The organism is Marinomonas phycocola (assembly GCF_047525455.1).
Taxonomy (GTDB): domain Bacteria; phylum Pseudomonadota; class Gammaproteobacteria; order Pseudomonadales; family Marinomonadaceae; genus Marinomonas.
This window is the reverse complement of record NZ_JBLIXL010000019.1, coordinates 1-25,635: the sequence shown is the minus strand read 5'-3', so window position 1 is coordinate 25,635 and position 25,635 is coordinate 1. Positions and strand designations below refer to the sequence as shown.

Annotated in this window: 20 protein-coding genes, 1 pseudogene and 1 CRISPR repeat array; of the genes and pseudogenes, 12 read left to right on the top strand and 9 right to left on the bottom strand. The window is 42.2% G+C overall.

Annotated features, from left to right (window positions below; genetic code table 11):
• The first annotated feature begins 45 nt into the window (after positions 1–45).
• Positions 46–1,113 (top strand): zonular occludens toxin domain-containing protein, encoded by a 1,068-nt coding sequence (locus ACMUMJ_RS12915; protein WP_414679267.1) that lies wholly within the window; start codon positions 46–48, stop codon positions 1,111–1,113.
• Positions 1,091–2,341 carry a secretin GspD/PilQ domain-containing protein gene (locus tag ACMUMJ_RS12910; RefSeq protein WP_414679266.1) on the top strand — a complete coding sequence of 417 codons (1,251 nt, stop codon included), beginning with the start codon at positions 1,091–1,093 and terminating at the stop codon, positions 2,339–2,341. The genes ACMUMJ_RS12915 and ACMUMJ_RS12910 overlap by 23 nt, the downstream gene beginning before the upstream one ends.
• A 66-nt stretch (positions 2,342–2,407) precedes the next feature.
• On the opposite strand, the gene ACMUMJ_RS12905 is transcribed toward ACMUMJ_RS12910, so the two are convergent.
• On the bottom strand, positions 2,408–3,406 hold the full coding sequence (locus ACMUMJ_RS12905) for a DUF1173 family protein (RefSeq protein ID WP_414679265.1): 999 nt from the start codon (positions 3,404–3,406) through the stop codon (positions 2,408–2,410).
• A 660-nt stretch (positions 3,407–4,066) separates the two neighbouring features.
• Positions 4,067–5,821 carry an ABC transporter transmembrane domain-containing protein gene (locus ACMUMJ_RS12900; protein ID WP_414679264.1) on the bottom strand — a complete coding sequence of 585 codons (1,755 nt, stop codon included), beginning with the start codon at positions 5,819–5,821 and terminating at the stop codon, positions 4,067–4,069.
• A gap of 55 nt (positions 5,822–5,876) precedes the next feature.
• On the opposite strand from ACMUMJ_RS12900, the gene ACMUMJ_RS12895 reads away from it, so the two are divergent.
• The gene (locus ACMUMJ_RS12895; RefSeq protein WP_414679263.1) at positions 5,877–6,308 is read left to right on the top strand and encodes a hypothetical protein; all 432 of its coding nucleotides are present in this window, start codon (positions 5,877–5,879) and stop codon (positions 6,306–6,308) included.
• A 29-nt stretch (positions 6,309–6,337) separates the two neighbouring features.
• Here ACMUMJ_RS12895 and ACMUMJ_RS12890 read toward each other — a convergent pair whose 3' ends face one another.
• On the bottom strand, positions 6,338–7,396 hold the full coding sequence (locus ACMUMJ_RS12890; RefSeq protein ID WP_414679262.1) for an alpha/beta hydrolase family protein: 1,059 nt from the start codon (positions 7,394–7,396) through the stop codon (positions 6,338–6,340).
• A 141-nt stretch (positions 7,397–7,537) separates the two neighbouring features.
• Here ACMUMJ_RS12890 and ACMUMJ_RS12885 point away from each other — a divergent pair, with 141 nt between their 5' ends.
• The 4 genes from ACMUMJ_RS12885 (at position 7,538) to ACMUMJ_RS12870 (ending at position 11,255) form a co-directional block, all read left to right on the top strand.
• Positions 7,538–8,998: an MFS transporter gene (locus tag ACMUMJ_RS12885; protein ID WP_414679261.1), complete on the top strand. Its 1,461-nt coding sequence runs from the start codon at positions 7,538–7,540 to the stop codon at positions 8,996–8,998.
• Positions 8,999–9,094: 96 nt separating this feature from the next.
• Positions 9,095–9,466, top strand: coding sequence for a glutathione S-transferase N-terminal domain-containing protein (locus ACMUMJ_RS12880; protein WP_414679260.1), 372 nt, complete (start codon positions 9,095–9,097; stop codon positions 9,464–9,466).
• A 687-nt stretch (positions 9,467–10,153) separates the two neighbouring features.
• Complete coding sequence (locus ACMUMJ_RS12875; RefSeq protein WP_414679259.1) at positions 10,154–10,600, top strand: c-type cytochrome; 447 nt, start codon at positions 10,154–10,156, stop codon at positions 10,598–10,600.
• A 298-nt stretch (positions 10,601–10,898) separates the two neighbouring features.
• Positions 10,899–11,255 carry a hypothetical protein gene (locus tag ACMUMJ_RS12870; RefSeq protein WP_414679258.1) on the top strand — a complete coding sequence of 119 codons (357 nt, stop codon included), beginning with the start codon at positions 10,899–10,901 and terminating at the stop codon, positions 11,253–11,255.
• Between the two features lie 70 nt (positions 11,256–11,325).
• Here ACMUMJ_RS12870 and uxaC read toward each other — a convergent pair whose 3' ends face one another.
• From uxaC to ACMUMJ_RS12845, 5 genes are all read right to left on the bottom strand, one after another.
• On the bottom strand, positions 11,326–12,732 hold the full coding sequence (gene uxaC, locus ACMUMJ_RS12865; RefSeq protein ID WP_414679257.1) for a glucuronate isomerase: 1,407 nt from the start codon (positions 12,730–12,732) through the stop codon (positions 11,326–11,328).
• A gap of 95 nt (positions 12,733–12,827) precedes the next feature.
• A complete protein-coding gene (locus tag ACMUMJ_RS12860) occupies positions 12,828–14,342 on the bottom strand; it encodes a mannitol dehydrogenase family protein (RefSeq protein WP_414679256.1) in 1,515 nt (504 codons plus the stop codon).
• Between the two features lie 8 nt (positions 14,343–14,350).
• Positions 14,351–16,771: a glycoside hydrolase family 31 protein gene (locus ACMUMJ_RS12855; protein ID WP_414679255.1), complete on the bottom strand. Its 2,421-nt coding sequence runs from the start codon at positions 16,769–16,771 to the stop codon at positions 14,351–14,353.
• Positions 16,772–16,775: 4 nt separating this feature from the next.
• Positions 16,776–18,077: a TRAP transporter large permease gene (locus tag ACMUMJ_RS12850; RefSeq protein ID WP_414679254.1), complete on the bottom strand. Its 1,302-nt coding sequence runs from the start codon at positions 18,075–18,077 to the stop codon at positions 16,776–16,778.
• A 33-nt stretch (positions 18,078–18,110) separates the two neighbouring features.
• Positions 18,111–18,620: a TRAP transporter small permease gene (locus tag ACMUMJ_RS12845; protein WP_414679253.1), complete on the bottom strand. Its 510-nt coding sequence runs from the start codon at positions 18,618–18,620 to the stop codon at positions 18,111–18,113.
• A gap of 377 nt (positions 18,621–18,997) precedes the next feature.
• Here ACMUMJ_RS12845 and ACMUMJ_RS12840 point away from each other — a divergent pair, with 377 nt between their 5' ends.
• The 4 genes from ACMUMJ_RS12840 to lpdA all read left to right on the top strand — a co-directional run bounded on the left by ACMUMJ_RS12840 (position 18,998) and on the right by lpdA (position 24,055).
• Positions 18,998–20,035 carry a TRAP transporter substrate-binding protein gene (locus ACMUMJ_RS12840; protein WP_414679252.1) on the top strand — a complete coding sequence of 346 codons (1,038 nt, stop codon included), beginning with the start codon at positions 18,998–19,000 and terminating at the stop codon, positions 20,033–20,035.
• A 254-nt stretch (positions 20,036–20,289) separates the two neighbouring features.
• On the top strand, positions 20,290–21,102 hold the full coding sequence (locus ACMUMJ_RS12835) for an FCD domain-containing protein (RefSeq protein ID WP_414679251.1): 813 nt from the start codon (positions 20,290–20,292) through the stop codon (positions 21,100–21,102).
• A gap of 67 nt (positions 21,103–21,169) precedes the next feature.
• Positions 21,170–22,366: a mannonate dehydratase gene (gene uxuA, locus ACMUMJ_RS12830; protein WP_414679250.1), complete on the top strand. Its 1,197-nt coding sequence runs from the start codon at positions 21,170–21,172 to the stop codon at positions 22,364–22,366.
• A gap of 267 nt (positions 22,367–22,633) precedes the next feature.
• Positions 22,634–24,055, top strand: coding sequence for a dihydrolipoyl dehydrogenase (lpdA, locus tag ACMUMJ_RS12825; RefSeq protein WP_414679249.1), 1,422 nt, complete (start codon positions 22,634–22,636; stop codon positions 24,053–24,055).
• Between the two features lie 175 nt (positions 24,056–24,230).
• On the opposite strand, the gene ACMUMJ_RS12820 is transcribed toward lpdA, so the two are convergent.
• The gene (locus tag ACMUMJ_RS12820) at positions 24,231–24,467 is read right to left on the bottom strand and encodes a hypothetical protein (protein WP_414679248.1); all 237 of its coding nucleotides are present in this window, start codon (positions 24,465–24,467) and stop codon (positions 24,231–24,233) included.
• Here ACMUMJ_RS12820 and ACMUMJ_RS12815 point away from each other — a divergent pair.
• Positions 24,456–24,935, top strand: a pseudogene (locus ACMUMJ_RS12815) (LysR substrate-binding domain-containing protein); the annotation flags it as partial. The gene ACMUMJ_RS12820 and the pseudogene ACMUMJ_RS12815 overlap by 12 nt on opposite strands.
• Before the next feature lie 44 nt (positions 24,936–24,979).
• A CRISPR array of direct repeats spans positions 24,980–25,607; the repeat unit is 28 nt; unit sequence TTTCTAAGCGGCCTGCGTGGCCGTTGAT.
• Between the last annotated feature and the right edge of the window lie 28 nt (positions 25,608–25,635).

Here is a 25,635-nt window from a genome sequence, read left to right as displayed (position 1 = left end):
CCGCTTTATCGAATATTACGCATCTAGTCGTTGAGGAGAAGACTCATGGCTGTTTACTTTGTGACAGGAAAGCTAGGGGCAGGAAAAAGTTTAGTCTCTGTTGGTCGTATTAGGGATAAGTTAAACAAAGGTCTTCCTGTAGCGACCAATTTAGATATTAATTTAAAAAACATACTTGGCAGAAATAAAAAGAATACTCGCCTTTATAGAGTGCCTGACAAGCCTGAACTTTTCGATTTAGAAGCACTTGGCGTTGGTAACAAAAGCTATGATGAAAGCTTAAACGGACTTTTGGTTTTAGATGAATGCGGTACTTGGTTTAACTCGAGAACATGGGCTGATAAAGGTCGTCAAGCCGTCATAAATTGGCTTCTTCATGCTCGTAAAAAAGGTTGGGACATTATCTTTATCATCCAAGACCTAAGCCTTGTCGATAAGCAAGCGCGTTTAGCTTTAGCTGAGCACGTTGTTTACTGTCGACGTACCGATAGAGCAACACTCCCTTTTATAGGTTCTATTTTTAAGGTCCTAACAGGAGGTAAACTTCCTTTACCTAAAGTACACCTAGGGATTGTCCGTTATGGCGATTCGCCTACCGCATTAAAAGTAGACACGTGGGTAACCGTCGGCATTTCTCTTTATTCGAGCTATGACACCAAGCAAATGTTTACCGACCATTATGACAATGGTGTCTATTCCGTACTCCCGCCTTATTACACTCACGGCCGCTACTCGGTGCCAAAGACATTAAGGAACATTATGCGTATTACTAAAATTTACTTTAGGAAATGGTCACGCCTTACTTTTTTGGCGCTTGGTATGATTTCCTGTTTTGTCCTATTAGAAATCACCTCAGATAAAGAAGAAAAACTAATAACTGAAACCGTTGTAGTGGAGCCAATTATGCCACTGAAAGAACAATTCACAGGATGGTCTATTTCGGGCTTTTCTAACTTCCCTGGTCAACTGTCGAATTATCAATTTATCGATACTGACGGCAAAACACAGACAGCGGAGTTACTCAGAAAAAAAGGGTTTACCGTAAAATCTCGTGGTGCCTGTGAAGCACTAATCACAAAGGGAGACGACTATGTTTCGGTTTATTGTAATTAGTGTATTACTGCTATGTTCAACTGTCCAAGCTTACCCGGTTGACCCTTTTGTTATTAAGCAATCACCTCTTGCAGACTTTGCTACATGGGTGTCTGAACAGACACAAAGAAACATCATTTTAGGCAAAGCAGTTGAAGGTAATATATCAATCAACGTAAGCAAGATAGATGATCAAGATCTTATCCCTTTGTTTAAAAAAGTCATGGCCGCAAATGGTTACAGCGTTCAAGAAAAGAGTAATGACTTGATCGTATCCATTGATACAAACTCGCAAATTGACTTACCTGCTCTTGATGCCAAGATATATGCTTTAAAGCATATTAGAAACACAAAAGCCCTGACATTGTTCAATATGATTTTGTCTTCTGCAAATGCTAAAAACTCAACAGGGAAGGAAGAAAAAGAAACTATAAATGTTGTTGTTTCAAGACATTCCGTAGATCCACTTATAGCTTCCAACTCACTATTGGTGATTGCAACTAAAGCTCAGCTTGCGGCTTTGGATGGCCTTGTATCTCAAATTGATTTAGACATTAAGCAAGTCATGATACAGGCCATTATCCTTGAAATGGACGTATCTGATAGGGAAGACTTAGGGGTAAATCTCGGATCATCGTTATCCAAAAATGGCTTTTCGGTACAAGCGACAACGAATACGTCACAATCAAGTAGTTTGGGGGCATTAACACTAGGCGGATACGCACCTTTAGGATCAGTTGGAAGCATTACAGGCTTAATTTCAGCACTCGTATCAGACGAAAAAACGAAGATTCTTTCTACTCCTAATATTCTGGTAATGGATAGAGAACTAGGCTATATATCAGTAGGTCAAAACGTGCCATTTTTAGTATCCACTCAAACCTCGGACGGTGGTGTTCAAACGCAATCTATCGAGCGTAAAGATGTAGGTGTAAGTCTGTCTGTTACACCTCATGTGCTAGGATCAGGTGAAATTGTTTTAAGAATTTCTCAGGAGTCCTCAAGTGTAACGAGTAATGCTCAAGCAAGAGACATTGTTACTAACAAACGATCTATTTCAACCGTAGCACGAGTTATAGACGGGGAGACTATAGCATTAGGTGGCTTGATCTCGAACGAGACACGAAAGTCTGTTACGGGAGTGCCAGTTCTCATGGATATTCCATACTTAGGTAGGCTATTTAAGTCAGAAAGTGAAAACAACTCCCAGAAGGAATTGATAGTGTTTATTAAGACAATGGTTCTTTGAATCCATAACAGTCTTACTTGCCACGCAGTGGTCTTGTAAGACTGTTATGGATTTATGGCTTTTAGATTAAAGAGGCACATGCTCATTTGTAACAGGTATGAATGCTATTTCTGATACTTTTCCATAAGTCACTCCTGCTGCATTTTGTTTATTCTCGATTATTGCAATAACCCATACTTTTCCACTCTTAGTATTAACATATTCCCACTCTTTCCCTGAGAAATTTAGGCTACGTTGGCACTTTTTAAAAAGATCACTATCTAAGTAGTAAGGTATGGTTTCAGGTGGCTTGCAGTTTGGACCGTTATAAAGGAAAAGGTAATATTTTGAAAAGCCATTTATATCGTCTTTTCTTGGTTCGATGTGTTTTAGCTTATTAAGCATGCCGATCAACATCAATTTTTTTTCAGGCGTATTACTCTTCGCTTTCTCTTGGATTAGTGTTTTTTGCGAATTAGGTTGGAGTGCATCAGGGATAATGAGGATATCTTTTAATATCGTACCGCTATAAGAAATTTTTGAGGCAATAGCGTTTAGTTTGTCTTTAATGAGATTGTAGCGAACCTTCTCATTTTCTTTTTGTGTTCCTAAGCCTGCTTCATTCCAAATAAAGTGAAACGAATCTTTTAAAGATAATCTATGTCTAGCTGTTCCTGTTCTTTGTGATCCTCCTTCTTCACCTTTTGCTGCTCTGGCCTTAGTGTGTAAGGTAAGCGATGAGGCAGCACTTATATTTATAATCCCATCTTCAATACTGATTGCATCTTGATAGTCTATTTTTTTACTTGATACTGTCTCTCCATAGCTTGGGCAATCAGTGTGGTGTTGCATTCCTGTATCAGCTAATCGCTTTACGTATAAATTTCCGTTTGGATGACTATAAATTTGCATTTTAGGGTGAGTAGGCATGCATAGGCAGTAAGGGCGGTTTTGCTTATTCTTAGGTTTATGGTGCTTCTTTAATGTAGCGATAACCCACTTTTCTTTACTATCCAACAATTCTTTTTTTACTTGGTTACCTTTACCATTTTTAGCTAAAGGAAAAAAAATGTCTGAACACAACATAGTAATCACCAAAAGATCAATTAGTTATCTTTAAGTGATGGGGTCGATGCTAGGGATTTCAAGTAAATTTAAGTGCCTACATCATGACTACGAAATAGAGCAGTTATGAGCTTTAATGAGCTGTTAAAGTGCTTACAGTCCTTTGAATACGCTGGTTATAGCTCATTATTACTCATTAATAACGATTATAAAAAGGTTCGAATCCTCTCGGGTGTACCATTTCCTTTCTTCATACTCTTCTTAAAAACATCGTTAATTATTTTATTCACTTTTCTAACGCAACTGCATTTAAAGCATTATAAATAATAAATACAGATAGGTTTGTCGTGAATGGTTTCAACCGATAAGGGCATGTCTAAAGTTGGCTCAATGTTGCATCGTTCATAATAATGTTAGGTGTGTCTTGACATAAAACCTTTCCGCCTTTCATGACGATGTAGGCTCTTTGCCTTTTTCCACCCGATCATTCATTTATATAATGAGTTTTAAAATACTCTAATTTCATGAATGAAAATGAGGGTCATCCTAGACTCTCTAAATTTAAGCGTGGTGTATTTAGACAAACCATTCTTACACAGAAAAGAACATGATAACAATTTACACTTATATTTCATTGTGTTAAATAATTTATATTTACTCTATTGAGTTAGAGAATAACGATTAATCCTCAAACTGCCTTTCTGCTAATTTTTGATATAAAGGGGACGTTTGCATCAAGTCCATGTGCGTCCCGATATCAACGATTTCTCCATGGTCCATCACAATCAATCGATCTGCATTTTTAACGGTTGATAACCTATGAGCGATAATTAACGTCGTACGGTTTTCCATAGCTTTGTCTAATGCCTGCTGGACTTTAAACTCACTCTCACCATCCAAGGCACTGGTGGCTTCATCCAACAATAAGATGTTCGCATCATTTAATATGGCTCTTGCAATAATAATACGCTGTTTTTGACCACCGCTTAAACGCACGCCATTTTCACCTAGGTAGCTATCAAATCCTTGCGGTAGCTTCTCAATAAATTCCAAAGCATAAGCAGCTTTTGCGGCGGCTTTCACTTGCTCATCGGTTGCATCGGGTTTTCCATAACGAATGTTGTGCCAAACATCACTGCTGAACAAAATCGGCTGTTGTGGAACCAAAGCGATTTGATGGCGTGCATCATCAAGGCTAAGGGCTTTTATATCCGTGCCATTCAAACGTATTTGCCCTTGCTGAGGATCGTAAAAACGCAAAAGCAATTCAAATAAAGTGGATTTACCAGCGCCGCTTGGGCCAACAATGGCAACAGACTCACCCGTCTTAATTTGCACACTAACGTGAGACAATGCAGGCGTATCAGGGCGTGAAGGGTATTGGAAGTTCACGTCGTCTAATTCAAGGTGAATCGCGTGCTCCGTTATTAAAGGTTGTGGGGCTTTCGGAGACTGAATTAAGCTTTCTTCATCCATCAATTCAATCAGTCGTTCTGTTGCTCCTGCGGCCCGTTGCACTTCGCCCAATACTTCCGAAACCGACGCAACACCACTGGCCACCAACAAAGCATAAAAGACAAAAGCGGCCAACTCACCACCAGTCATATTGCCATGCATCACATCATAGCCGCCCACCCAAAGCATGGTGCCAATGGCCGTAAAACTCAGCAAAATAACAATGGCGATCAAACTAGAGCGTTGCAAAATACGTTGTTTGGCAACAGTGAATGCCTTTTCTACCTCTCTGGAAAACGCCGCCTCCTCAAACGACTCATGACGGTAGCTTTGCACGGTTTTAATTTGCTGAATAATCTCCCCTGCGTACGTTCCTACATCGGCAATGGAGTCTTGGCTCTTACGTGACAGAGTACGTACTCGACGACCAAACACCATAATGGGGATTAATACTAAAGGCACCACAGCCAATACAATCAAAGTGAGCTTAATGTTGGTAATAAACAGCATCACCAAGCCCCCTACCATCATAACAAAACTGCGTAATGCAAAGCTTAAGCTGGAACCAATAATGGATTGCAGTAAAGTAGTGTCCGTGGTTAATCGAGACATAATCTCGCCCGAGCGGTTCTCTTCAAAATAACTCGGATGTAAAGTGATAATTTTACTGAAAATGGCTTGTCGTAAATCCGCCGTCACTCGCTCACCTAACCAAGTCACGGTATAAAAGCGTGCAAAGGTTCCCCCCGCAATAAAGATCACCGCAACAAACATCCAAATCAGAGTTTGATTCAATTGGTCTAATGATTCACCAATAAACCCTTGATCAATCAACACCTGAATGCTTTTTCCCATTGTCAGTGTCGTCCCTGCGGTCAGGGCCAAGGCGGCTAACGCCCCTACGAGTACCCACTTGTAAGGCAATAAAAAGGGCCATAACTGCAGGAGCGTTTTAAAACCACTTTTTGATGATATCGCCATGACCTATCGATCCCTTTTCAAGCTAGTAATGTACAAATGAGGAATGTACAGGTTAATGATGCGTTCAATGAACATGTTGTACTATGATGGGGGAATTAATTTATGCTTCAACAGTTTTCCAGCGTCAAATAAAGTAAAAAACGAGGAAGTACTTCGCCTTATTCATTTGACCAAGCAGCGAAATCAAACAATAGAGCCAAGTAAGTCAATTCCGCTATTTAATAAAGAGGACAGTCCAATGAAAACCATGACCTGTAAACAACTGGGCGGCGCATGTGACGAACGCTTCCAAGCCCACACATTTGAAGAAATGGCTGAGTTAAGCAAACAACACGCGATGATCATGTTCCAACAACAAGATGTAGAGCACTATAAAGCCATGATGACCATGCAGGAATTAATGAAAGACCCAACAGCAATGAAAAACTGGTTTGCCACCAAACGAGACGAGTTTGACGCATTACCCGAAGATAACCCGTCAAACTAAGTCTTAAATTCAAGAGACAAAAAATATCGTTAGAAAGGCGTAGATAAAAAAGTACGGATGTCTTCCAGCATCACATTATGCAATGCCATACGGCTCCGTACGCCGCCATATTGACAAATAATGCCATCACCGGGGTATTCATCTTCTAGTATTTCAATCGCACCGGGTTTACAAACCTGCATAAAACTAAAGTGTGTCGCATCTTGATAAACAATAAATCGATGCATTGACTCCGGTATGTATTCGGCTAAAAAACCAGACTCTTCTTGATAAGGTAAATCACCAATGTCCACCCCGGCTGCCAAGATTAAAGTTGGCGTATTTACACGGCTTAAACTCGATCGGCTGAAGCCACGAGCCAACCCTAAATCCAACGAAATGACTTTTTGGATACGTTTATCTTTGAATTGAATGTGAATTGGCTCCGCGCTTTGCTTTGTATCCAACCCCAACTCAGGCATCAAGCCACACACTCTCGGATTGGGGTGGGCCAAACATTCTTGATGCAATTGTTTTCGATCCAACTCGGCTCCAGCCAATTGCATCACAGTCCACCCACCTAGAGAATGACCAATTCCAGAGACATTACTTTGATCGATCGATTGTGACCATTGCTCTTCTGTCATTAACCACGTTAATAATCGCTGAATGTCTTTAGGGCGTTCCCACCATTGAGAAGCGAGCTCAGCTTGATGGTTAAATGTGGTGGTGCCCGCATGATCCACTGCCGCCACTAAGTACCCATCGCGTGCTAATTCCGTCGCCAGCCAATTTAGGTTTCTCCAACTGCCTCGATATCCATGGGACAATAAAACCACGGGCAATTTACCCTCCACAATAGAGGCGCCTTTAATTACATCCGTACCGACAAAAGCCACGTTATCCGCTATTTTATCAATTGGAGAATGCTCATTCGTTGGGTACCACAAAGTCACGTTCAATGGTCTATAGCTATGGCGCTCCACTTCCTCTTGATAAAACCCGACATGCTCAATTGCAATCTGACTTGCCATCACTACCGTGCTGCAACACACACTTAAAGAGACAATAACCCCCATCCAAATAGAGTTCAGTAAATGCCTATTCATAAATCACCTCATTATCATCATACATTCAGAATGTCCCTATTTTTTATGTATTGAGGCAATATTGAGACCTAGAACAAGATATAGGACGTTCTAAATAGCGATTAAGAACGAAAAAAGATCTTTTATCAAAATAGGAAGAGTTTGCATCATCGTCTCGCTATACTGTGGTCCGTATTACTTTTTCAGTACGTCTTTATTAGGGACATCAAAATGACACCGGAAGAACAACAAACGTATTACGATCAAAATGCCCGTGCCAGATGGCTTGTTATGATCAGTGTTTGTCTGGCTTTATTTATTGTTACTCTAATGGTTTCTGCCTCGAACATCGCCATTCCCTCTATCGCACGAGACTTGCACGCCGATGCCGTTTCCGTCAGTTGGATTCCCTCTGCGCTCTTGTGGGGTTCCATTATTATTTTGTTGCCGTCTGGAAGATTGGCGGATAATAAAGGCCGGAAAAAACTCTACTTAATCGGCTGCTCTGGATTTGCTCTGGTATCGTCAAGCGTCGTACTTGTACAAAATATTGAAGCGTTATTAATATTACGTGTTTTCCAAGGTTTGTGTACGGCGCTCATATTTGCAACAGGGCTGGCTATTATTAGCTCTGTATTCGCTAATTCAAACCGTGGCACCGCAATCGGAATCACTTCATCTATGGTGTACTTAGGTTTGAGCTGTGGCCCTGTCATTGGCGGCTGGATTACCGAACACATTCATTGGAAAGGCGTTTTTTGGATGCCTGTTCCTTTCATGATATTGGCATTAGTTCTTATCGTTATGAATGTAAAAGGGGATTGGAAAAACAAAAAAGCCGAACCCATTGATTGGCTTGGAAGCGTACTTTTTGCATTCAGTGCCAGCGCCTTTTTCATTGGCGTATCAGAATTGCCCGATCCTATGCACATTCTGTATGTTGTCATTGGGGTTGTCTTATTCTTTGTTTTTGTTAAACACCAACAACAAACCAAATCACCACTGATCCACATACAAGCATTAACAGAAAATAAGCCGTTGATCAGTTCTGTTTATGCCAGTTTGTTAATGTATTCCGCCAATTTCCCAATCGTCTTTTTATTAAGCCTTTACCTCCAGTACATTCATAATGTATCACCCAGTGAAGCGGGCAGCATGATCCTTATTCAAACCCTAATTATGATGATTTTATCCCCTCTTTCTGGGCGTTTATCCGATAATTATGGTGCCAAAATGATTACCACAGTGGGCAGCTTTATTTTTTCAGTGGGGTTTATGGTATTGATTTGGGTAGATATGAATACGTCAATGGGATTTATTATGTTTGGGCTAGCACTACTCGGCATCGGCTTCGGGCTTTTTTCTACACCCAACAACAGCTCGGCACTGGGCTCTGTGTCAGAGAGTAAATTGGGCATGGTCTCTTCCATCATGAATCTTTCTCGCACCATGGGGAACATGTTCAGCACAGCATTTGTCATTATGCTAACGTCCTTTATTTTAGGTGAAGCAACTATTCAACCAGAAAACTACCCTTCTTTGCTTCTGGTTGTGCAAATCAGCTTTTGTGTGTCGCTTGCTCTGGGCTTATACGCGTCTTATATTTCATTTTATAAGCGTTAAGACCGTTGAATACACGTTAGATAAAATAAACCCTTTACCGTTAGAATGACCGAGTTTAAAATCGTCCACCTATTCACCAATAACCGAGTGATATACATGAAACTACTAATTAAACTTATACGTAATGTATTAGGCACCATCATTGCGGCCATTGATATTGCTACGCGTGGATCAAAATTGAAACGCACGCCAGAAGCACAGCAAAAAGTGAACGATGAATTACAGAGTTTGGCACTTTATCAATTTTTTGCCTGCCCTTTCTGCATAAAAACGCGTCGCGCTATGCACAAACTGAATCTACCAATCCAAAAGAGAGACACAACACAAGGCTCTCCTTTTCGTGAAGAGTTATTAGCGGGGGGCGGCAAAGTAACGGTCCCTTGTCTGCGTATTGAAAAAGATGGAAAAGTAGAATGGATGTATGAATCTTCAGACATCATCCGTTACCTTGAAACACGTTTTGGCTAGCGTTTTCTTGATTAGAGTACAAATTCTAAACATCTTAAATTCAAGTATTACAAAGCGATGGATAGGCTTCATTGATATTGGAGCCAATGGTATTTGCTGGTGTATGTAAAAGAATATAGCGAAAATCACGTGCCACCAGCACAGCACCATTCACAGCATGACACAATTGTTTTCATGAACCTGAGTCGCTTCGTTTATCACGATCTCGTCATTCACACTCACCTCTCCAAGATGCCCCTCTAAACAACATCCGATTTTGTCAGTTCGGTACTGTTACACACACATTTATCAAGGCGCATAGTAGGCTGCATCCATCACGGCAATTGGCTCATCTAATAACAAAATATCCGCATCTTTTCGCATAAAAGCAAGCGTCAAATTGAAAGGCAAGTTTGCCCTCCTGTAGAAAATATCGTTTTAAAACCAAACCTTGAATCTAGATGAATTGAATAAAATCACAAGTCTTTTTTGTATAAAGAAGGCTTAAAAACATCAATCACTTAAGATTAAACTTACCGAATTCAGTTTGAACTTCCTTTTATCAACAGACTTATATGCTCATTAATTGACTTAACTCGCTATTTCGACAGGAAATTGCGACTCTCTAGGTTTCCCAAGAATGCATTTCTCGTTATACTGACGCGGTTAAATTTTCATTAGATAGATATTTGATCGAGGTAATTCATTGTGAGTTTGCTAACCCAAATTATTAGCCGAAAAATTTTAGCGCTGTTCGCTGTTGCGTCTTTTTCTGCCCTACTTAGCTCGACTGTTAATGCCTACGGTCAAAGCTCTGAAGAAATCGCTGCTCGTATTGCTCCTATTGGTAATGTCTGTATTGCAGGCGAAGAATGTGAAGTGGCATCGGCGGCTGTTGCGTCTTCAAACGGCCCACTTTCAGGTGAAGATGTGTACGGTAAATTCTGCACAGCATGTCATTCTGTCGGTGTTGCTGGTGCACCTAAATTTGGTAACGCGGGTGATTGGGCTCCTCGTGTCGCAAAAGGCATGGACACGATATTAGCAACCGCAATCAAAGGCATCAATGCAATGCCTCCTCGTGGAACCTGTACTTCTTGTTCTGACGAAGAAATTGAAAGTGCTATCGCCTACATGGTTGAAAACAGCCAGTAAACGAAACGCTTCTATCGGTTTTATAAAAAAGGCGCTTATTGCGCCTTTTTTAATGCATTGTGAATGCTTTTTTAGACACCATCTGCTAGGCTGTTTGTGCGTATTTTATTCAAAGATCTTTGCACGAAGGTATGAGCGACGATAAGACGAGGCAAAACAGACGAAAAAGCGGAATGTATACGTTATAAATGCGCATTTTGAACCTGTTTTTAACAAAGTATTAACAAGCGTAGTAGTCGTGCACAGGTCTGATTCTACAAATACGTCACTCACTGAATGTAAACATAAGGACATAAAAATGAGTCACACATTACAATCCATAGCAGAGCAATACCTTGATGAAATACTAGAAGCAGAATCAAAGCTAAACTATTCGCTCTTTATTAAACGCTTCGAACAGAAGGATGTAACCAACTTTGGTGAATCGAAATTCAAAAAAGACATGTACGCCATTCGAGAAGATCTAGGTGAATACCAAGACCGTGAATACCTTGGAGCACTAAAAGGGATTAATAACATTGATTACCCAGATAGGCACCCAAACTGCGTAAGACATGTTTGGAAAGGCATTTTCGAGAAAAATGAAACCGTCATTATTGTTGGTATTCATGAAAAAGACGGCGTTCATTATGTTAATGAATGCATGTACCACTAATAAATGAATAGGTTAAAACGTCAAAAACGCCCGTTGAATGCCATCGAGCGTTTTTGATCATCTTACTTTTCTATTTTTCATTCGGTAACATAAAGTAGGCTTTGGCGTTGTTAAAGCAAATGTCTTCTATCATTTTACTTAATAGGCCCATATCATTGGGCGCTTCACCATCTTCAACCCATTGGCCAATCATATTGCACAATATTCGACGGAAGTATTCATGACGAGTATAAGAAAGTAAACTGCGTGAATCCGTTAACATCCCCACAAATTGGCTTAATAAGCCGAGTTGAGAAAGCTGTTGAATTTGACGCTCCATGCCATCCTTTTGATCATTAAACCACCAACCAGAACCAAATTGAATTTTGCCAGCCAGACCACCACCTTGGAAGTTACCCACCATGGTCGCTATCATTTCATTGTCTCTTGGGTTTAGACAATACAATATGGTTTTTGGCAACTCATCGGTTTTGTCCATCTCATTCAATAAAGCCCCCAGTTCAAAAGCATACGGTCGATCTGCCATCGAATCAAAACCAGAATCACGCCCAATCTTGGACAACATACGAGAGCGGTTATTACGCTGAGCGCCGATGTGCATTTGCATCGCCCAACCCAATTTGGCGTAGCATTTTCCTAAATAAACGTGCACAGCGGTTGCGAATTGAGCCGTTTCTTTCTCACTCGGGGCGCCATTAGACAAACGGCGAGTCAAGATACCGTTCAATACATCAGTAGAAGGAATCTCAGCGTAACGAACGATTTCCATACCGTGATCCGCCGCACGGCAACCATGCTCTGAAAAGTGCTGAATACGCTGATCCAGCGCCAATAAGAAAGTGTCATAACTGTTGATATCAATGCCAGATGCTTCTGACAACTTCTCCATATAACTAGGAAACCCATCCGCCTCAATGTTAATGACCCTATCCGGTCGCCAGCTAGGGACCACATCCACATGAAAGCTTTCATCATCTGCAAGAATCTTATGGTACAGCAAAGAATCCGTTGGATCATCCGTACTGCCCACCATCACCACATTCATTTGTTGCATAATGCCGCGAGCAGAAAACTCAGAACGCGCTAATAACCCATTGGCATCATGCCAAATAGATTCTGCATTCTCTGGATTTAATAATCGGTCCGTGATTGAAAAAGGGCGACGCAATTCTAAATGCGTCCAGTGATATAAGGGATTGCCGATTGTTTTAGGAACCGTTTTAGCCCACGCCATGTATTTATCATAATCACAGGCTTCCCCAGTAATCAAATGTTCGACAACGCCAGCGGTGCGCATTGCTCGCCATTTATAATGATCTCCTTCTAGCCATATTTGGCCTAAATTTTCGAACTGTCGATTGTTCGCAATTTCTTCTACATTCAAGTGACAATGATAGTCGTATATCGGCATGGACTTAGCGAAGTCATGGTATAAACGCTTCGCCGTTTCATTTTTCAGAAGAAAATCATCACACATAAAATTTCTCATAAAAGCCAATTTCCCTTACTCTATCGATGCTTGAATTCAAGAGACAATGTTTTATCTAGACTGTGTTTTATCTAACTCGTGCTTTATTTAGACAGTGTCGCCACAGCCGCACGCACACCTTGAGCATCAATTAATTGATACGCATTCGTCAGCTTATTCCGCAACGCGTCATCAGATATTAAGTCTTGACCAAATATGGCCTCTAAACCTAATAAAGCGTGGACACGTGATGCGCTGGTTTTATGCTCCTTGTGTATTTTGGCAAATACCTCCGTCATCGGATCTTTTACCTCAATGGCATTACCTACTTTATCAACGCCACTCACATAGTGCATCCAACCCGCTATACCCATCACCAACCCATCATAAGGCAAACTATTTTTCATTGTGTAGCGTAACGAATTAAGAAAACGCTGGGGCAATTTCTGACTGCCATCCATCGCGATTTGCTCAGTTTTATGCTTCAACTCCGTATTACTAAAACGTTGAATCAATTGAACAGCATACGCTTCGACATCAACGCCATCGGGCAGTGACAAAGTCGGCGCTTGTTCTTTCAGCATCATGTTCAGAACCGCTTGCTTATAATGATTATCCTGCATGGTATCTGAAATGTATTGATATCCCCCGAGATAACCAAGGTAAGCCAAGAAGGAATGGCTACCATTGAGCAAACGCAATTTCATTTCCTCAAAAGTCTCCACATCTTGGGTAAAAATGGCCCCCACTCGATTCCAATCCGGGCGACTTTGAATGAAGTTATCCTCAATAACCCACTGACGAAAAGGCTCACAAATAACGGCACAAGGGTCGCTAACCGTCAAATGGTGTGCCACCTCAGCAACGTTTTCTTCTGTCATCGCTGGAACGATGCGGTCCACCATAGTAGAAGGAAAAGTAACATTTTTCTCAATCCACTCCGACAATGTGCCTTCTAGTAAAGAACTGTCTAGTAATGAATTATTTGATAATGAGCCATCCAATTGTTTTACAAAGCCCAGTATCGCCGCTTTAGCAACAAGTCCATTGCCTTGCATGTTGTCACAGGAAAGTACCGAGAACCCAGTAAGACCTCGGCTCTTACGTAATATGAGTGCTTGTACCACATAACCTATGGCCGACTTAGGTGTCTCTGGATGCATTAAATCATGCTGAATCAACGCATTTTGGGTATCCAATTGCCCACTCGCGGGATCACAGCAGTAGCCTTTTTCGGTTACGGTTAGCGATACAATCGCCACCTGAGGCTCTGCCATTTTTTCAATAATGCCCTGAGGAGTATCAAGTTCTGGGTGCATTGCCCCAGTCACCACACCAACAACCGTCGTCATCACACTGTCCGTTGCTTTTTCAATCACAGAATAGAGGTAATCCTGAGTTTTTAATTGCTCAATCGGTGCTTTGCCCGTAAACAAATTTACTTCACAAATGCCCCAATCACTCTGGTGGCGTTCGGCTAATTCATTTGTATAGAAGGCTTGGTGGGCACGATGAAACGCCCCAAAACCCAAGTGGACTATTTTAGTTTTTAACCCAGCACGATTGTACGTCGGAACAGTTACATTACTCGGCAAAGACGCCGTTGCTATGCTTGTCATCAGTGTCTTTACCCCTGTGTTTGAATCGATTCTGACAATGGCCATGTTTGACCATTTTTATACGGTTTTTTATTAATAAACACAGGACGTAATTCCTCTTCAGGTAAACGAATGTGCAACGCATCATAAGCCGTTTGGTACTCACCTGAATGCTGAATGGTCATATCAATTCGCTCTAAGTCGCACACGAACTCAATGGACAACGCGCTGTACTGTCCTGTTTGATAACGAGTCGTTTCACCATCATCATCAAAAATAGTGATACTGCGTTGACCGACGGTATGAAACGGATAAATACACAGGTTTCTTACGCTGTCTTGAGCCGCATCGGCATACCCTATGCGCTCGCTGGTGGGTAAAACACTGCCCGCTCGGATTAATAAAGGAAGCCGAGCTAATGGCGCAGCCAAGATAATGGTTTGACCACCTTGATGCCATTCGTTTGTGGCAAAGTCATACCAGCCTGACGCATTATCTGGTAAGTAGACCGATCGCTCTCTTTGGCCTTCGTCCACCACGGAGGCAACGAGAATGTCCTCTCCTAATAAAAAATCGTCGCATTCTTTAAAGGTTTCCGCATCGTGTTCATGATCCAAAAAGGTGGGGCGTAACATAGGCTCGTCCTGCGCATGGGCCTTCCATAATAGGTTATACAGATAAGGATACAGACGATAACGTAACACCATTGCGTCTCGTATCATCGGTGTGACGTCAGGAAACATCCAAGGTTCATTCACCGAACCATCATCATTCCATGAGTGAATAGTAAAACGAGGGTGCATAACCCCATTTTGCACCCAACGAACAAACAATTCTGGATCAGGTCTTTCACCTGAAAACCCACCCACATCATGACCGATGTTATATAAGCCAGAAAGGCTCATACCCAATCCCATGCGAATGTTATAGCGCAAGCTTCCCCAATTGGTGCGGTTGTCTCCTGTCCATGTTTGCACATAACGGTTCATCCCCGGACAGCCTGAACGAGAAATAAGAAATGGGCGCAAAGAAGGAGCAAATTCTGTTTGTGCTTCATAAGAGGCGCGCATCATCAATAATGGCTGCAATGGTCGAATTAACCCAATCGGAATCTCATCACCAAATCCATCACAGCGGGCGTGTTTATCCCAAATTTCGTATTCGTTGTTGTCATTCCAAGTGGAATCAATGCCCTTTTCCAACAACTGCTCTGTCACATTACTCTTCCACCAAGACACGGTATGCGGATTGGTAAAATCAAGATGCGAGCCTTCTGCATCCCAAAAAACCGAATTTTCTGGCTGTTCAGATTCAGAGTCTTTAATAAACAATGCTTGCTGTTTTACTTCTTCAAATCGCGGGTGATCGTGTAACAAACAAGGCTTAATATTGGCCGCCAACTTCAAGCCTGCTTGATGAAATTTTCCAGACATACCAATTGGATCTGGCACCTTGTCGGTATTCCAATTAAAAACATACCGTTTATTGCCTATCGATGTGTAACCAGAAGACAATTGAAACGAGTCACAAGGCAAAACATGTGCAGCACATTGATCAACAAAGGATTCAAGCAATTCTTGAGCATTCGGCGCATCGGTGTATTGCATGGTTGAGCCACTGTAGCCCAAACTCCATTTTGGCCCAAACGCCGTTCCACCCGTTAAACGAACAAATTGCTTGGAAACATCCGCCACCTTCTCACCATAAAAGAGGTAATAGTCTAAATCCCCGTCTTCCGCTCGATAACTGCGATACGGCACATGGTAGTTATCCAACTCATTACCAAGATCAAACCAGCAGTTGGCCAAATTATCGTAAAACACTCCCACACTGGCGGCACGACCTGCTTCTTCACGTCGAGAGATGTAAAACGGAATGTGTTTATAAAGCGGATCGGTTTCTTTTGCGTTATACCCCATGGCATCCAGGTTGCGCATTTCAAAGCGTCTTCCAGTACGGTTTAAATCCCCTGTCTTTTCACCCAGACCATAATAGGTCTCTTGTGGTAGGCGGTTAATATAATGCGCATGTGCGTGATCTTTAACACCCACAGAATACGCCCCCGTTTTTCGATCTTTGCACAAAGGTAACCAAACATCGGCTTCTGCACGAGTGCCTTTATATTCCCACTCTAACCACAAAGGTTGATGAATCGTTAGGGCCAACGTATCGGTTTCGATACGTAAACGGTTATCAGACTCGATCAATCGATACGTCGGTAAAGTAAAACCCGCTTTACTTAATCGGTCTCGACCTTCCCAAGACACATCCTGTTTATCCTGTGCAATGGACCAAGTTCGATTCAGCCTTAGCTCGCTTTTATTCTCGATCAAAACACGCATCATATTGTGCTCTAAAACAAACACATTCAAACGGTGTAAGCCATCACACTCTAGAATAAGATGATTACCTTTATCTTCAACAAAGCGCCAATTTTTAATGCTTTTCATTGTATTAATAACCCAAGAAGAATTGAGGAAGCGCAAGGCTTAAAGAAGGCACAAAGACCACCAACATCAAAATAAAGAATAAGACCGCATAGAATGGCAGTAATGGTTTAATCACTTGATCGATTTTCACTTTGCTTACCGAACAACCGATAAACAATGCACTGCCAACAGGAGGTGTACAAATACCGATGCACAAGTTAAATGTCATCATAACGCCAAAATGAACGGGATCCATTCCAAGGTCTGTGGCAATAGGCAAGAAGATTGGAGTAAAGATCAACAAAGCAGGGGTCATGTCCATAAAAACACCCACCACCAACAACACAAGGTTAATAATCAACAGGACAATAATCGGGTTTTCAGAAATGGCTAACAGCGCATCACTGATCAAATAAGGGATGTCTGCATTGGCCATCGCCCATGACATTCCGATCGACGCACCGATTAACAAAAGTACCATGGATGTCGTCACAACTGACTCTAAAATAATGCTTGGCAATTGCTTTAGTGAAACGTCTTTATAAACAACAAACGCCAAGATAAAGGTATACACAACGGCAATCGCAGACGCTTCCGTCGCGGTAAACACGCCACCAATGATGCCACCCATGATCACTACAATCAGCCCCAAGCTGGGCAACGCATCCAATGTTTTCTTAATGGCTTCAGAACGAGACGCTCTAGGCGAAATGGGGTAGTTACGTTTTTTAGCTATGATGCCAGCCACCAGCATTAACCCAAGCCCCATTAACAGCCCCGGAATGTAACCCGCTAAAAATAACGCACTGATCGAAGTGCCACCAGAGATAAGCGAATACACAATAAACGTATTACTGGGTGGAATCAGTAGACCAGTAGGACAAGATGAAATGTTTACTGAGGTTGAATAGGCAGGGTCATAACCTTCCTTTTTTTGCAACGGAGCCATCGTCCCACCTACCGCAGCCGCTGATGCAACGGCCGAACCAGAAATAGAACCAAACATCATGTTAGCCAAAATATTAACATGGGCTAAAGACCCTGGTAAACGTCCACCTAAAACCTTGGCAAATTCAACCAACCTGATTGCGATTCCGCCCTGGTTCATAATATTTCCAGCCAAAATAAAGAACGGAATGGCCAACAATACGAAACTGTCTAGTCCAGACACCATTTTTTGGGAAATCACTGCAATGGCAGAATCGATGGGTAAAGACAAGCCAATGGTTAACAATGACGAAATGCCGATAGCAAAAGAAATGGGCACACCCAATCCGAGTAAAACAAAGAAACTTCCAAATAAAACAATTATAACCAGCCATTCCATTAGGGTTCTCCTCTTGAAGTAATTAAAGGTGTGTTACAGTTTTTTTTCCTGCTGAATAGCACTGGTTAAAGCCGCCAAATTATCAATAAAGTTATCAATAAGATAAATCAGCATACAAACACCACTTAGTGGAATAGCGGCATATATATAGCCCATGGGGATGCCTAGAACAGGCGACAATTGGCCTGTCGATAAGGTTTTTAACATGAGATTGGCACCACCATAGATCATGATGACGGAAGCAAAGAAGACACTAATTAACGTAATAAAAATAGCAAGTTGACTGTGAAGCACAGGTTTATGCTCTAACTTGGAAGACAGTAAATCAATGGCGAGATGGCGCTTTTGGCCCAAGGTATACGCCGCACCAATTAATCCGACCCAGATAAAAAGAAACCGCGCCATTTCACCTGTTGATGTGCTTGGAACACTTAATACATAGCGAGAAAAGACCTGCCACACAACACAGATCACCAGCATGCTGCTTAAAAAAACACACAGCCCCGACAACACACGATCGATTAACGCGATTATGTTTTTCATACGTTCTCCTAATGAAAAATCGATATTCCTTCTCTGTCGCTATTATTTTTTTGACGTCGTCAGAGGGATCAATCTGTATCGATTTGATTATAAAGACAGAATCTAGTCAACCAATTATTTAAAAAATCTTTAAATTGGATAGTCCAAAATGAGTTAATGTATCAATTATTAACAACCAATATAAAAATTTGTTTGACCAAATATAATATCTGTGCAACTTTATGTCTGTACTACTGACAAAAAAAGCGACATCGGAGCATTCTTATTTCGCTGATGTCGTAATGAACACAGAGTTCTAAAAGCGCGTGTTCTAAAAAAATCGTTCAAAAATAATAATACGCTGCCCAACAGCAAAACGAAAAATGGAGAGTTCCTATATGTTCCTTAAAGACACATTCTCAACAGAAAATGGTTTTAAAAAATCGTCTTTTAAAAGCCCCTTTTCAACCACTAAAAAAGTTGTCCTAGCGACCACCATCTTGTTTACCGCTAGCACAGCGATGGCAAGCACCGTTTTTAAACTGAGCCATAACCAAGATAAAAAGCATCCTGTCCACCAATCCATGCAATATATGGCCGATGAAATTAAAAAGATGTCTGATGGCGAATTAGTGGTTCGCATTTATCCGAATGGGCAACTAGGTACTCAGCGTGAATCCATGGAGCTGCTGCAAAATGGCGCACTGCAAATGGCGAAATCCAATGCCAGTGAATTAGAGTCCTTTGAACCGTCTTATGGCGCGTTTAACATTCCATACATTTTTATTAGTCGAGATCATTACTACCGCACACTAACAGGTGATGTAGGGGAAAAAATCCTAGCATCCTCAGAAGCGAAAGGTTTTGTTGGCCTAACCTATTACGACGGTGGTTCGCGCAGCTTCTATGCAAACAAGGCCATTAATAGCCCTGCCGACCTAAAAGGTATGAAAATCCGTGTTCAACCAAGCCCAACCGCTATTAGTATGATCACATTAATGGGTGGTTCCGCTACACCATTACCTTACGGTGAACTATACACAGCCTTGCAGCAAGGTGTTGTTGACGGTGCAGAAAACAGCCCATCTGCATTGACGTCTTCCCGTCACGGTGAAGTCTCAAAAGTCTATAGCCAAGATGAACATACGATGATTCCTGACGTATTGGTGATGAGTTCACAGTCTTGGAACAAACTGTCTTCTGAAGAACAAAACATCTTTCGGACAGCAGCGAAAAACTCCATGCTTTTCCATAAAAAACTGTGGACAAAAGCCACCAATGAAAGCATTGAAAAAGCCAAATCTTCTATGGGTGTAAAATTTGTTACTGTTGAAAAACAACCGTTTGTTGATGCAGTAAAACCGATGCATGACGAAGCGTTGAAAAACCCAGCTATTGCCGATTACGTAAAATCAATCAAAGCGCTAGCCAACTAAACTCGATGTAGCTCAATTAAAAGTGGCGTAGAAGAACAGCAAGATAAAAAAGAATACTTGGAAGGTAATGGGAGCAGGCATACGCTCTTGTATTCGCAAGGATCATAGCAAGTTACGTGAGTTTGTCCTACCAACTCGCTTAACTTGCACTTTCAAAGCAGATAACTGGTTGACCAAAAGCCAAAATACGTTTTGTCATGGTATGATTCGGCCTCAAACAAGGCGATATTAAATTACCTAAAAAGGAAACAGCAATGAGTTTGTCAGCGAATGCTCCTAAACGTCTTTATCAAAAGATAGGTCTGCTGCTCCGTGACCGCATCTACCAAGGCAAATTCCGTATTGGTGAGCGCTTGCCCCCAGAAAGAGAAATTGCGGAACAAATGCAAGTCAGCCGAGTGGTGATCCGTGAAGCGTTAATCATGCTGGAACTGCAAGGTTTGGTTGAAGTACGAAAAGGTTCTGGGATTTATGTTATTCATAATTCAAAAGAGACCCCTGCGGCAAACAGCGTCTTTTCATTAGCCAACAACAGCAATGTCAGTGCTTCTTCTCTATTTAATGAGCAAGACGACGTTGGGCCTTTTGAAATGCTGCAAGCAAGGCAGATATTAGAAAGTCATGTTATTGAATTAAGCGCAAAACAAATAACCAAAAAAGACATTTTTCGTCTACGAGAAGCGTTGGAAATGGAACGGCAGCATCTTGCTGGAAAAAGCTCGGATTACGATGGCGATGAGCTTTTCCACACGATTATTGCCGAAGCCTCTCAAAACAGCGTGTTAGCCGATATGGTGAAAGAACTCTGGGTACGTCGCCAGAAAAGCTCAATGTGGAGACAACTGCACTGTCACACATCAAACCAAGATTATCGTCAACGGTGGCTAAGTGATCATGAAAAAATCTTAGCCGCGTTGCAAAGAAAAAACCCTGTCGCAGCAAAACAAGAAATGTGGCAACACCTAGAAAATGTAAAACAAGTATTATTGCAGTTCTCTGATGTTGATGACCCTGAATTTGATGGCTTTTTGTTTAATGCCATTCCAAACGGTCAAGAAAATCCATAAACACCATGCTCTTGTTTCCTTGCTGCGCCAATAGAATAACGACTTATTGACATTTAAAGGAAAAGCGATGGAACAGACATGGCGTTGGTACGGCCCAAACGACTTAGTTTCTCTTAACGACATCAAACAAGCAGGTGCGACTGGCATTGTCAGTGCGTTGCATCATATTCCAAATGGGCAAGTATGGAATAAAGAGGAAATCCTTACGCGTAAAGCCATTATTGAAGAGAAATCTCTCACTTGGTCAGTGGTTGAAAGCGTGCCAGTGCATGAAGAAATTAAAACTCGCACAGGCAATTTCAAACAATGGATTGAAAATTACAAACAAACCCTACAGAACCTTGCAGAATGTGGTATCTACACCGTTTGCTATAATTTTATGCCCGTACTGGATTGGACACGCACCGATTTAGAATACGAACTGCCCGACGGTTCCAAAGCATTACGTTTTGACCAAGTGGAATTCGCCGCCTTTGAGCTATACATATTAAAACGTCCTGGTGCCGAAACAAGTTACACAAAAGCAGAACAAGAAGAAGCCCTCCACTATTTTAATAATATGTCTGATGCAGCGATAAAAAAACTTACCGCAAACATCATTGCAGGTTTACCCGGTGCAGAAGAAGGTTACCAACTTTCTGAATTTCAAAACCAATTGGATCGCTACAAAGACATTGATCGAGATACTCTTCGTGATCATTTGGCTTTATTTTTACAAGCCCTGATACCGACTTGCGAACAATACGGCATTAAATTAGCCGTTCACCCAGACGATCCACCACGTCCAATTTTGGGGTTACCAAGAGTAGTCTCTACCATTGAAGACATTGACTGGCTCACTGAAAAAGTCCCCAGTAAGATGAATGGTATTACCATGTGTACGGGCTCTTACGGTGTACGCAGTGACAATGATTTGGTCAGTATGATTAAGCAACACGGTAATCGCATTTACTTCTCGCATTTGCGCTCTACTCAAAGAGAAGACAATCCTCTTAGCTTCCATGAAGCGGGCCATCTAGAGGGCGATGTAGACATGTACAATGTCATACTGGCCATTCTGGAAGAGGAAAACCGCCGTCAACAAGATGGGGATAAAAGCCTCATTCCAATGCGGCCTGATCATGGTCATCAAATCCTAGATGATTTAAACAAAGCCACGAACCCCGGTTACTCCGCCATTGGCCGCTTAAAAGGCTTGGCTGAAATTCGAGGTTTAGAAATAGGCATTCGTAAAGCGCTCTTTCCTAAAAAACAGGGCCAGTAGCGTCATTCAACATGTTCCTCCTCACGTTTTAAGTGAGCCTCTTACCACAACACAGTATGCTTTTGATGCGTTAGTATCAGAGTGTGCTGTGTTGTTTTTCCGCCAATTTTCAAACAATATCCACACAATTATCACGGCCTTAAAGTATAGACAGCCCCTCACAAATGCCAACCAGAACCCGCTTTATGGCCTTCCATTCCCGAAAGAGCGTGCTATCATGCTGTCATCAAAGATACGGTAAGTAAGCTAACAACAAGGGGAAAATTGATGACAAAAGTTGAAACAGACGTTTTAGTATTGGGTTCAGGCCCTGGCGGTTATTCTGCGGCATTTCGTTCTGCCGATTTAGGTATGGACGTCACCATGGTTGAACGTCATGACAGCCTTGGTGGTGTTTGTCTAAATGTTGGTTGCATACCTTCCAAAGCATTGCTTCATGTTGCAGAAGTCCTTACAGAGGCAGAACATTCAGACGACATCGGTGTTACTTTTAGCCAACCAAAAGTGGATCTAGATAAGGTTCGTGCATTTAAAGACAAAACCGTTGCCAAGCTAACCCAAGGCGTTGCAGGCATGGCAAAAGGTCGTAAAGTCAACACAGTACACGGCAACGGTACATTTGTTGGACCCAATGAATTAAGTGTCATTAAAGACGGTGAAGAAACTCGTATTCACTTCAAAAACGCAATCATTGCAGCGGGGTCACGCCCTGTTTCTTTGCCTTTTATTCCAGAAGATCCTCGGATCTGGAACTCAACGGACGCACTTGAACTGAAAGCCATTCCATCACGCTTACTTATTCTAGGTGGCGGTATCATCGGTCTAGAAATGGCCACTATCTATCAAAAACTGGGCAGCGAAATCTGCATTGTCGAGTTTGCGGATCAATTGATTCCAGCAGCCGATAAAGATCTGGTAAAAGTGTACCAGAATTACAATAAAGGCCGTTTCGACGTTCGTCTAAGTACAAAAGTAACGGGTATAGAAGCGAAAGAAGATGCCCTTTATGTCACAGCAGAAGACGCTAAAGGCAATACTTGGACGGAAAAATTCGATGCCGCATTGGTTGCCGTAGGCAGAAAACCAAACGGTGACTCGATCAACGCTGAAGCAGCAGGCTTACACGTTGATGCCCGTGGCTTCATCCCAGTTGATGATCAACAACGTACCAATGTGCCACACATTTTTGGCATTGGTGACATCGTTGGTAACCCAATGTTGGCACACAAAGCGACGCACGAAGCACACGTAGCCGCTGAAGTCATTGCAGGGCACAAAGCCTACTTCGCACCGTTAACCATTCCTTCCATTGCCTACACAAACCCAGAAGTAGCGTGGACAGGCCTAACTGAAAAAGAAGCAAAAGAAAAAGGCTTGAACTTCTCTTCTGCTGTTTTCCCTTGGGCAGCCAGTGGCCGTGCTCTAGGTGCAAATCGCAGTGAAGGTAAAACGAAGTTAATCTATAACACAGACAACGGCGCACTTCTTGGTGGTGGCATTGTCGGTAAAAACGCAGGTGAACTGCTGGGCGAACTGAGCTTAGGCATTGAATTCGGCGCAGAAATGGAAGACCTAGCATTGACCATTCACGCTCACCCAACACTAAACGAAACCGTAGGTTTAGCCGCAGAATTGGCAAACGGTACAATCACAGATTTACCGAACCCAAAAGCCATTAAGAAAAAATAAGCACTCAGCAACCAAGCGTTAAACGCTAAAACACTGAGTGATAAAAAAGCGATCTAGTGATGACAAGGTTTATGTATGTCATTCTAGGTCGCTTTTTTTGTTGTTTATGTCAGGCTCCATGACTTAGATAAACCCGTTTAACTGCTTTGTTTAATTAGATATTTTTAGCGTTTAATTAGACATCCTTAACAAGCCGTGAGAAACCGCCGTCGGTAACCAAAACATCAAACGAGCCTTGTATTTTGTTGTAAAAAAGACAGCTGATCCAGAAACGCATTACTTTCGATAGACGATTCACGCCCACCGTATTCGCCCTATTCGACGCCAACTGCAAATGCAGCATTTCTTCAATGAAGGCGCTGTACACCTTATTAACCACCCACTCATTCGTCGTTAAAATATCACCCGCCACGCACCCAATCCCAGTGACTGCCGCGTTGGAAAGCTCAGTATCGGCGCAATAGAATCCTCCGCAACAAGTCGTTTACCAAGTATTTTGTCTGCCTTTCATCGCCTGCACCCACAAGTCGAAATAGAGTTCTCTACCGCGACATGGAAGACATTAGAAAACGCTGTCGCCAAACATGAACTGGACAGTGCCATTATTGCCGTTAAGAGCATCAATCCCGATTTAGAATGCGTAGAAATTTACCAAGAAGAATTAGTATTAATCGCGTCGTCATCATTTGGGGAAATTACCTCCCCTGAACACGTAGTCGGTAAAAACGTTTATATGTGGCCAGATGGATGCCCCTATCGAAAAGCACTTGAAACATGGATTGAAAATGCTGGCGTTTCTGCACCGATAATCAGTATTGCGAGCTACGGCACTATTTTAGGCTGTGTCAGCTCTGGTGCAGGAGTGTCACTTGTGCCACGCGGAGTAGTTGATAAGCGTTGCTGTTCGTTCTGGTCGGGACGTTGCTTCTAAGCGGCCTGCGTGGCCGTTGATCATTTTTAGGGACTGCGGCTAGCTCCCTTTTTTTTCTAAGCGGCCTGCGTGGCCGTTGATATCTAGCTTATAATCAGGCTCTTCGTGCCACGTTTCTAAGCGGCCTGCGTGGCCGTTGATGCTCAAAGATTGGTGTTTCAACATCATATCGCTTTCTAAGCGGCCTGCGTGGCCGTTGATTTTTTCCCGCTTACAATAGATAAGCTTATTCATTTCTAAGCGGCCTGCGTGGCCGTTGATTACTAAACGGTAAAATAACGCTATTCGGTACTTTTCTAAGCGGCCTGCGTGGCCGTTGATAGCACGAAGAAAGTTTTTTTTATGATCTGACATTTCTAAGCGGCCTGCGTGGCCGTTGATGCTCGACTCTACGTAATCGATCCGTGGGTGAATTTCTAAGCGGCCTGCGTGGCCGTTGATTTTGAGCTCGATGCATAAGAGTAAATACAACTTTTCTAAGCGGCCTGCGTGGCCGTTGATCTTGCTCAATGCGCTCATAACTTGAGCTTTTGTTTCTAAGCGGCCTGCGTGGCCGTTGATTCTCTGTATTTGTCATACGTACAGCCGTGATATTTCTAAGCGGCCTGCGTGGCCGTTGATACCTAGCCTTGTACTGGCCTGTGTTTTT

Coding starts and splice junctions, on each gene's coding strand:
- ACMUMJ_RS12915 (WP_414679267.1), top strand. CDS start 46: ATGGCTGTTTACTTTGTGACAGGAAAGCTAGGGGCAGGAAAAAGTTTA.
- ACMUMJ_RS12910 (WP_414679266.1), top strand. CDS start 1,091: ATGTTTCGGTTTATTGTAATTAGTGTATTACTGCTATGTTCAACTGTC.
- ACMUMJ_RS12905 (WP_414679265.1), bottom strand. CDS start 3,406: ATGTTGTGTTCAGACATTTTTTTTCCTTTAGCTAAAAATGGTAAAGGT.
- ACMUMJ_RS12900 (WP_414679264.1), bottom strand. CDS start 5,821: ATGGCGATATCATCAAAAAGTGGTTTTAAAACGCTCCTGCAGTTATGG.
- ACMUMJ_RS12895 (WP_414679263.1), top strand. CDS start 5,877: ATGATGCGTTCAATGAACATGTTGTACTATGATGGGGGAATTAATTTA.
- ACMUMJ_RS12890 (WP_414679262.1), bottom strand. CDS start 7,396: ATGAATAGGCATTTACTGAACTCTATTTGGATGGGGGTTATTGTCTCT.
- ACMUMJ_RS12880 (WP_414679260.1), top strand. CDS start 9,095: ATGAAACTACTAATTAAACTTATACGTAATGTATTAGGCACCATCATT.
- ACMUMJ_RS12870 (WP_414679258.1), top strand. CDS start 10,899: ATGAGTCACACATTACAATCCATAGCAGAGCAATACCTTGATGAAATA.
- uxaC (WP_414679257.1), bottom strand. CDS start 12,732: ATGTGTGATGATTTTCTTCTGAAAAATGAAACGGCGAAGCGTTTATAC.
- ACMUMJ_RS12860 (WP_414679256.1), bottom strand. CDS start 14,342: ATGACAAGCATAGCAACGGCGTCTTTGCCGAGTAATGTAACTGTTCCG.
- ACMUMJ_RS12855 (WP_414679255.1), bottom strand. CDS start 16,771: ATGAAAAGCATTAAAAATTGGCGCTTTGTTGAAGATAAAGGTAATCAT.
- ACMUMJ_RS12850 (WP_414679254.1), bottom strand. CDS start 18,077: ATGGAATGGCTGGTTATAATTGTTTTATTTGGAAGTTTCTTTGTTTTA.
- ACMUMJ_RS12845 (WP_414679253.1), bottom strand. CDS start 18,620: ATGAAAAACATAATCGCGTTAATCGATCGTGTGTTGTCGGGGCTGTGT.
- ACMUMJ_RS12840 (WP_414679252.1), top strand. CDS start 18,998: ATGTTCCTTAAAGACACATTCTCAACAGAAAATGGTTTTAAAAAATCG.
- ACMUMJ_RS12835 (WP_414679251.1), top strand. CDS start 20,290: ATGAGTTTGTCAGCGAATGCTCCTAAACGTCTTTATCAAAAGATAGGT.
- uxuA (WP_414679250.1), top strand. CDS start 21,170: ATGGAACAGACATGGCGTTGGTACGGCCCAAACGACTTAGTTTCTCTT.
- lpdA (WP_414679249.1), top strand. CDS start 22,634: ATGACAAAAGTTGAAACAGACGTTTTAGTATTGGGTTCAGGCCCTGGC.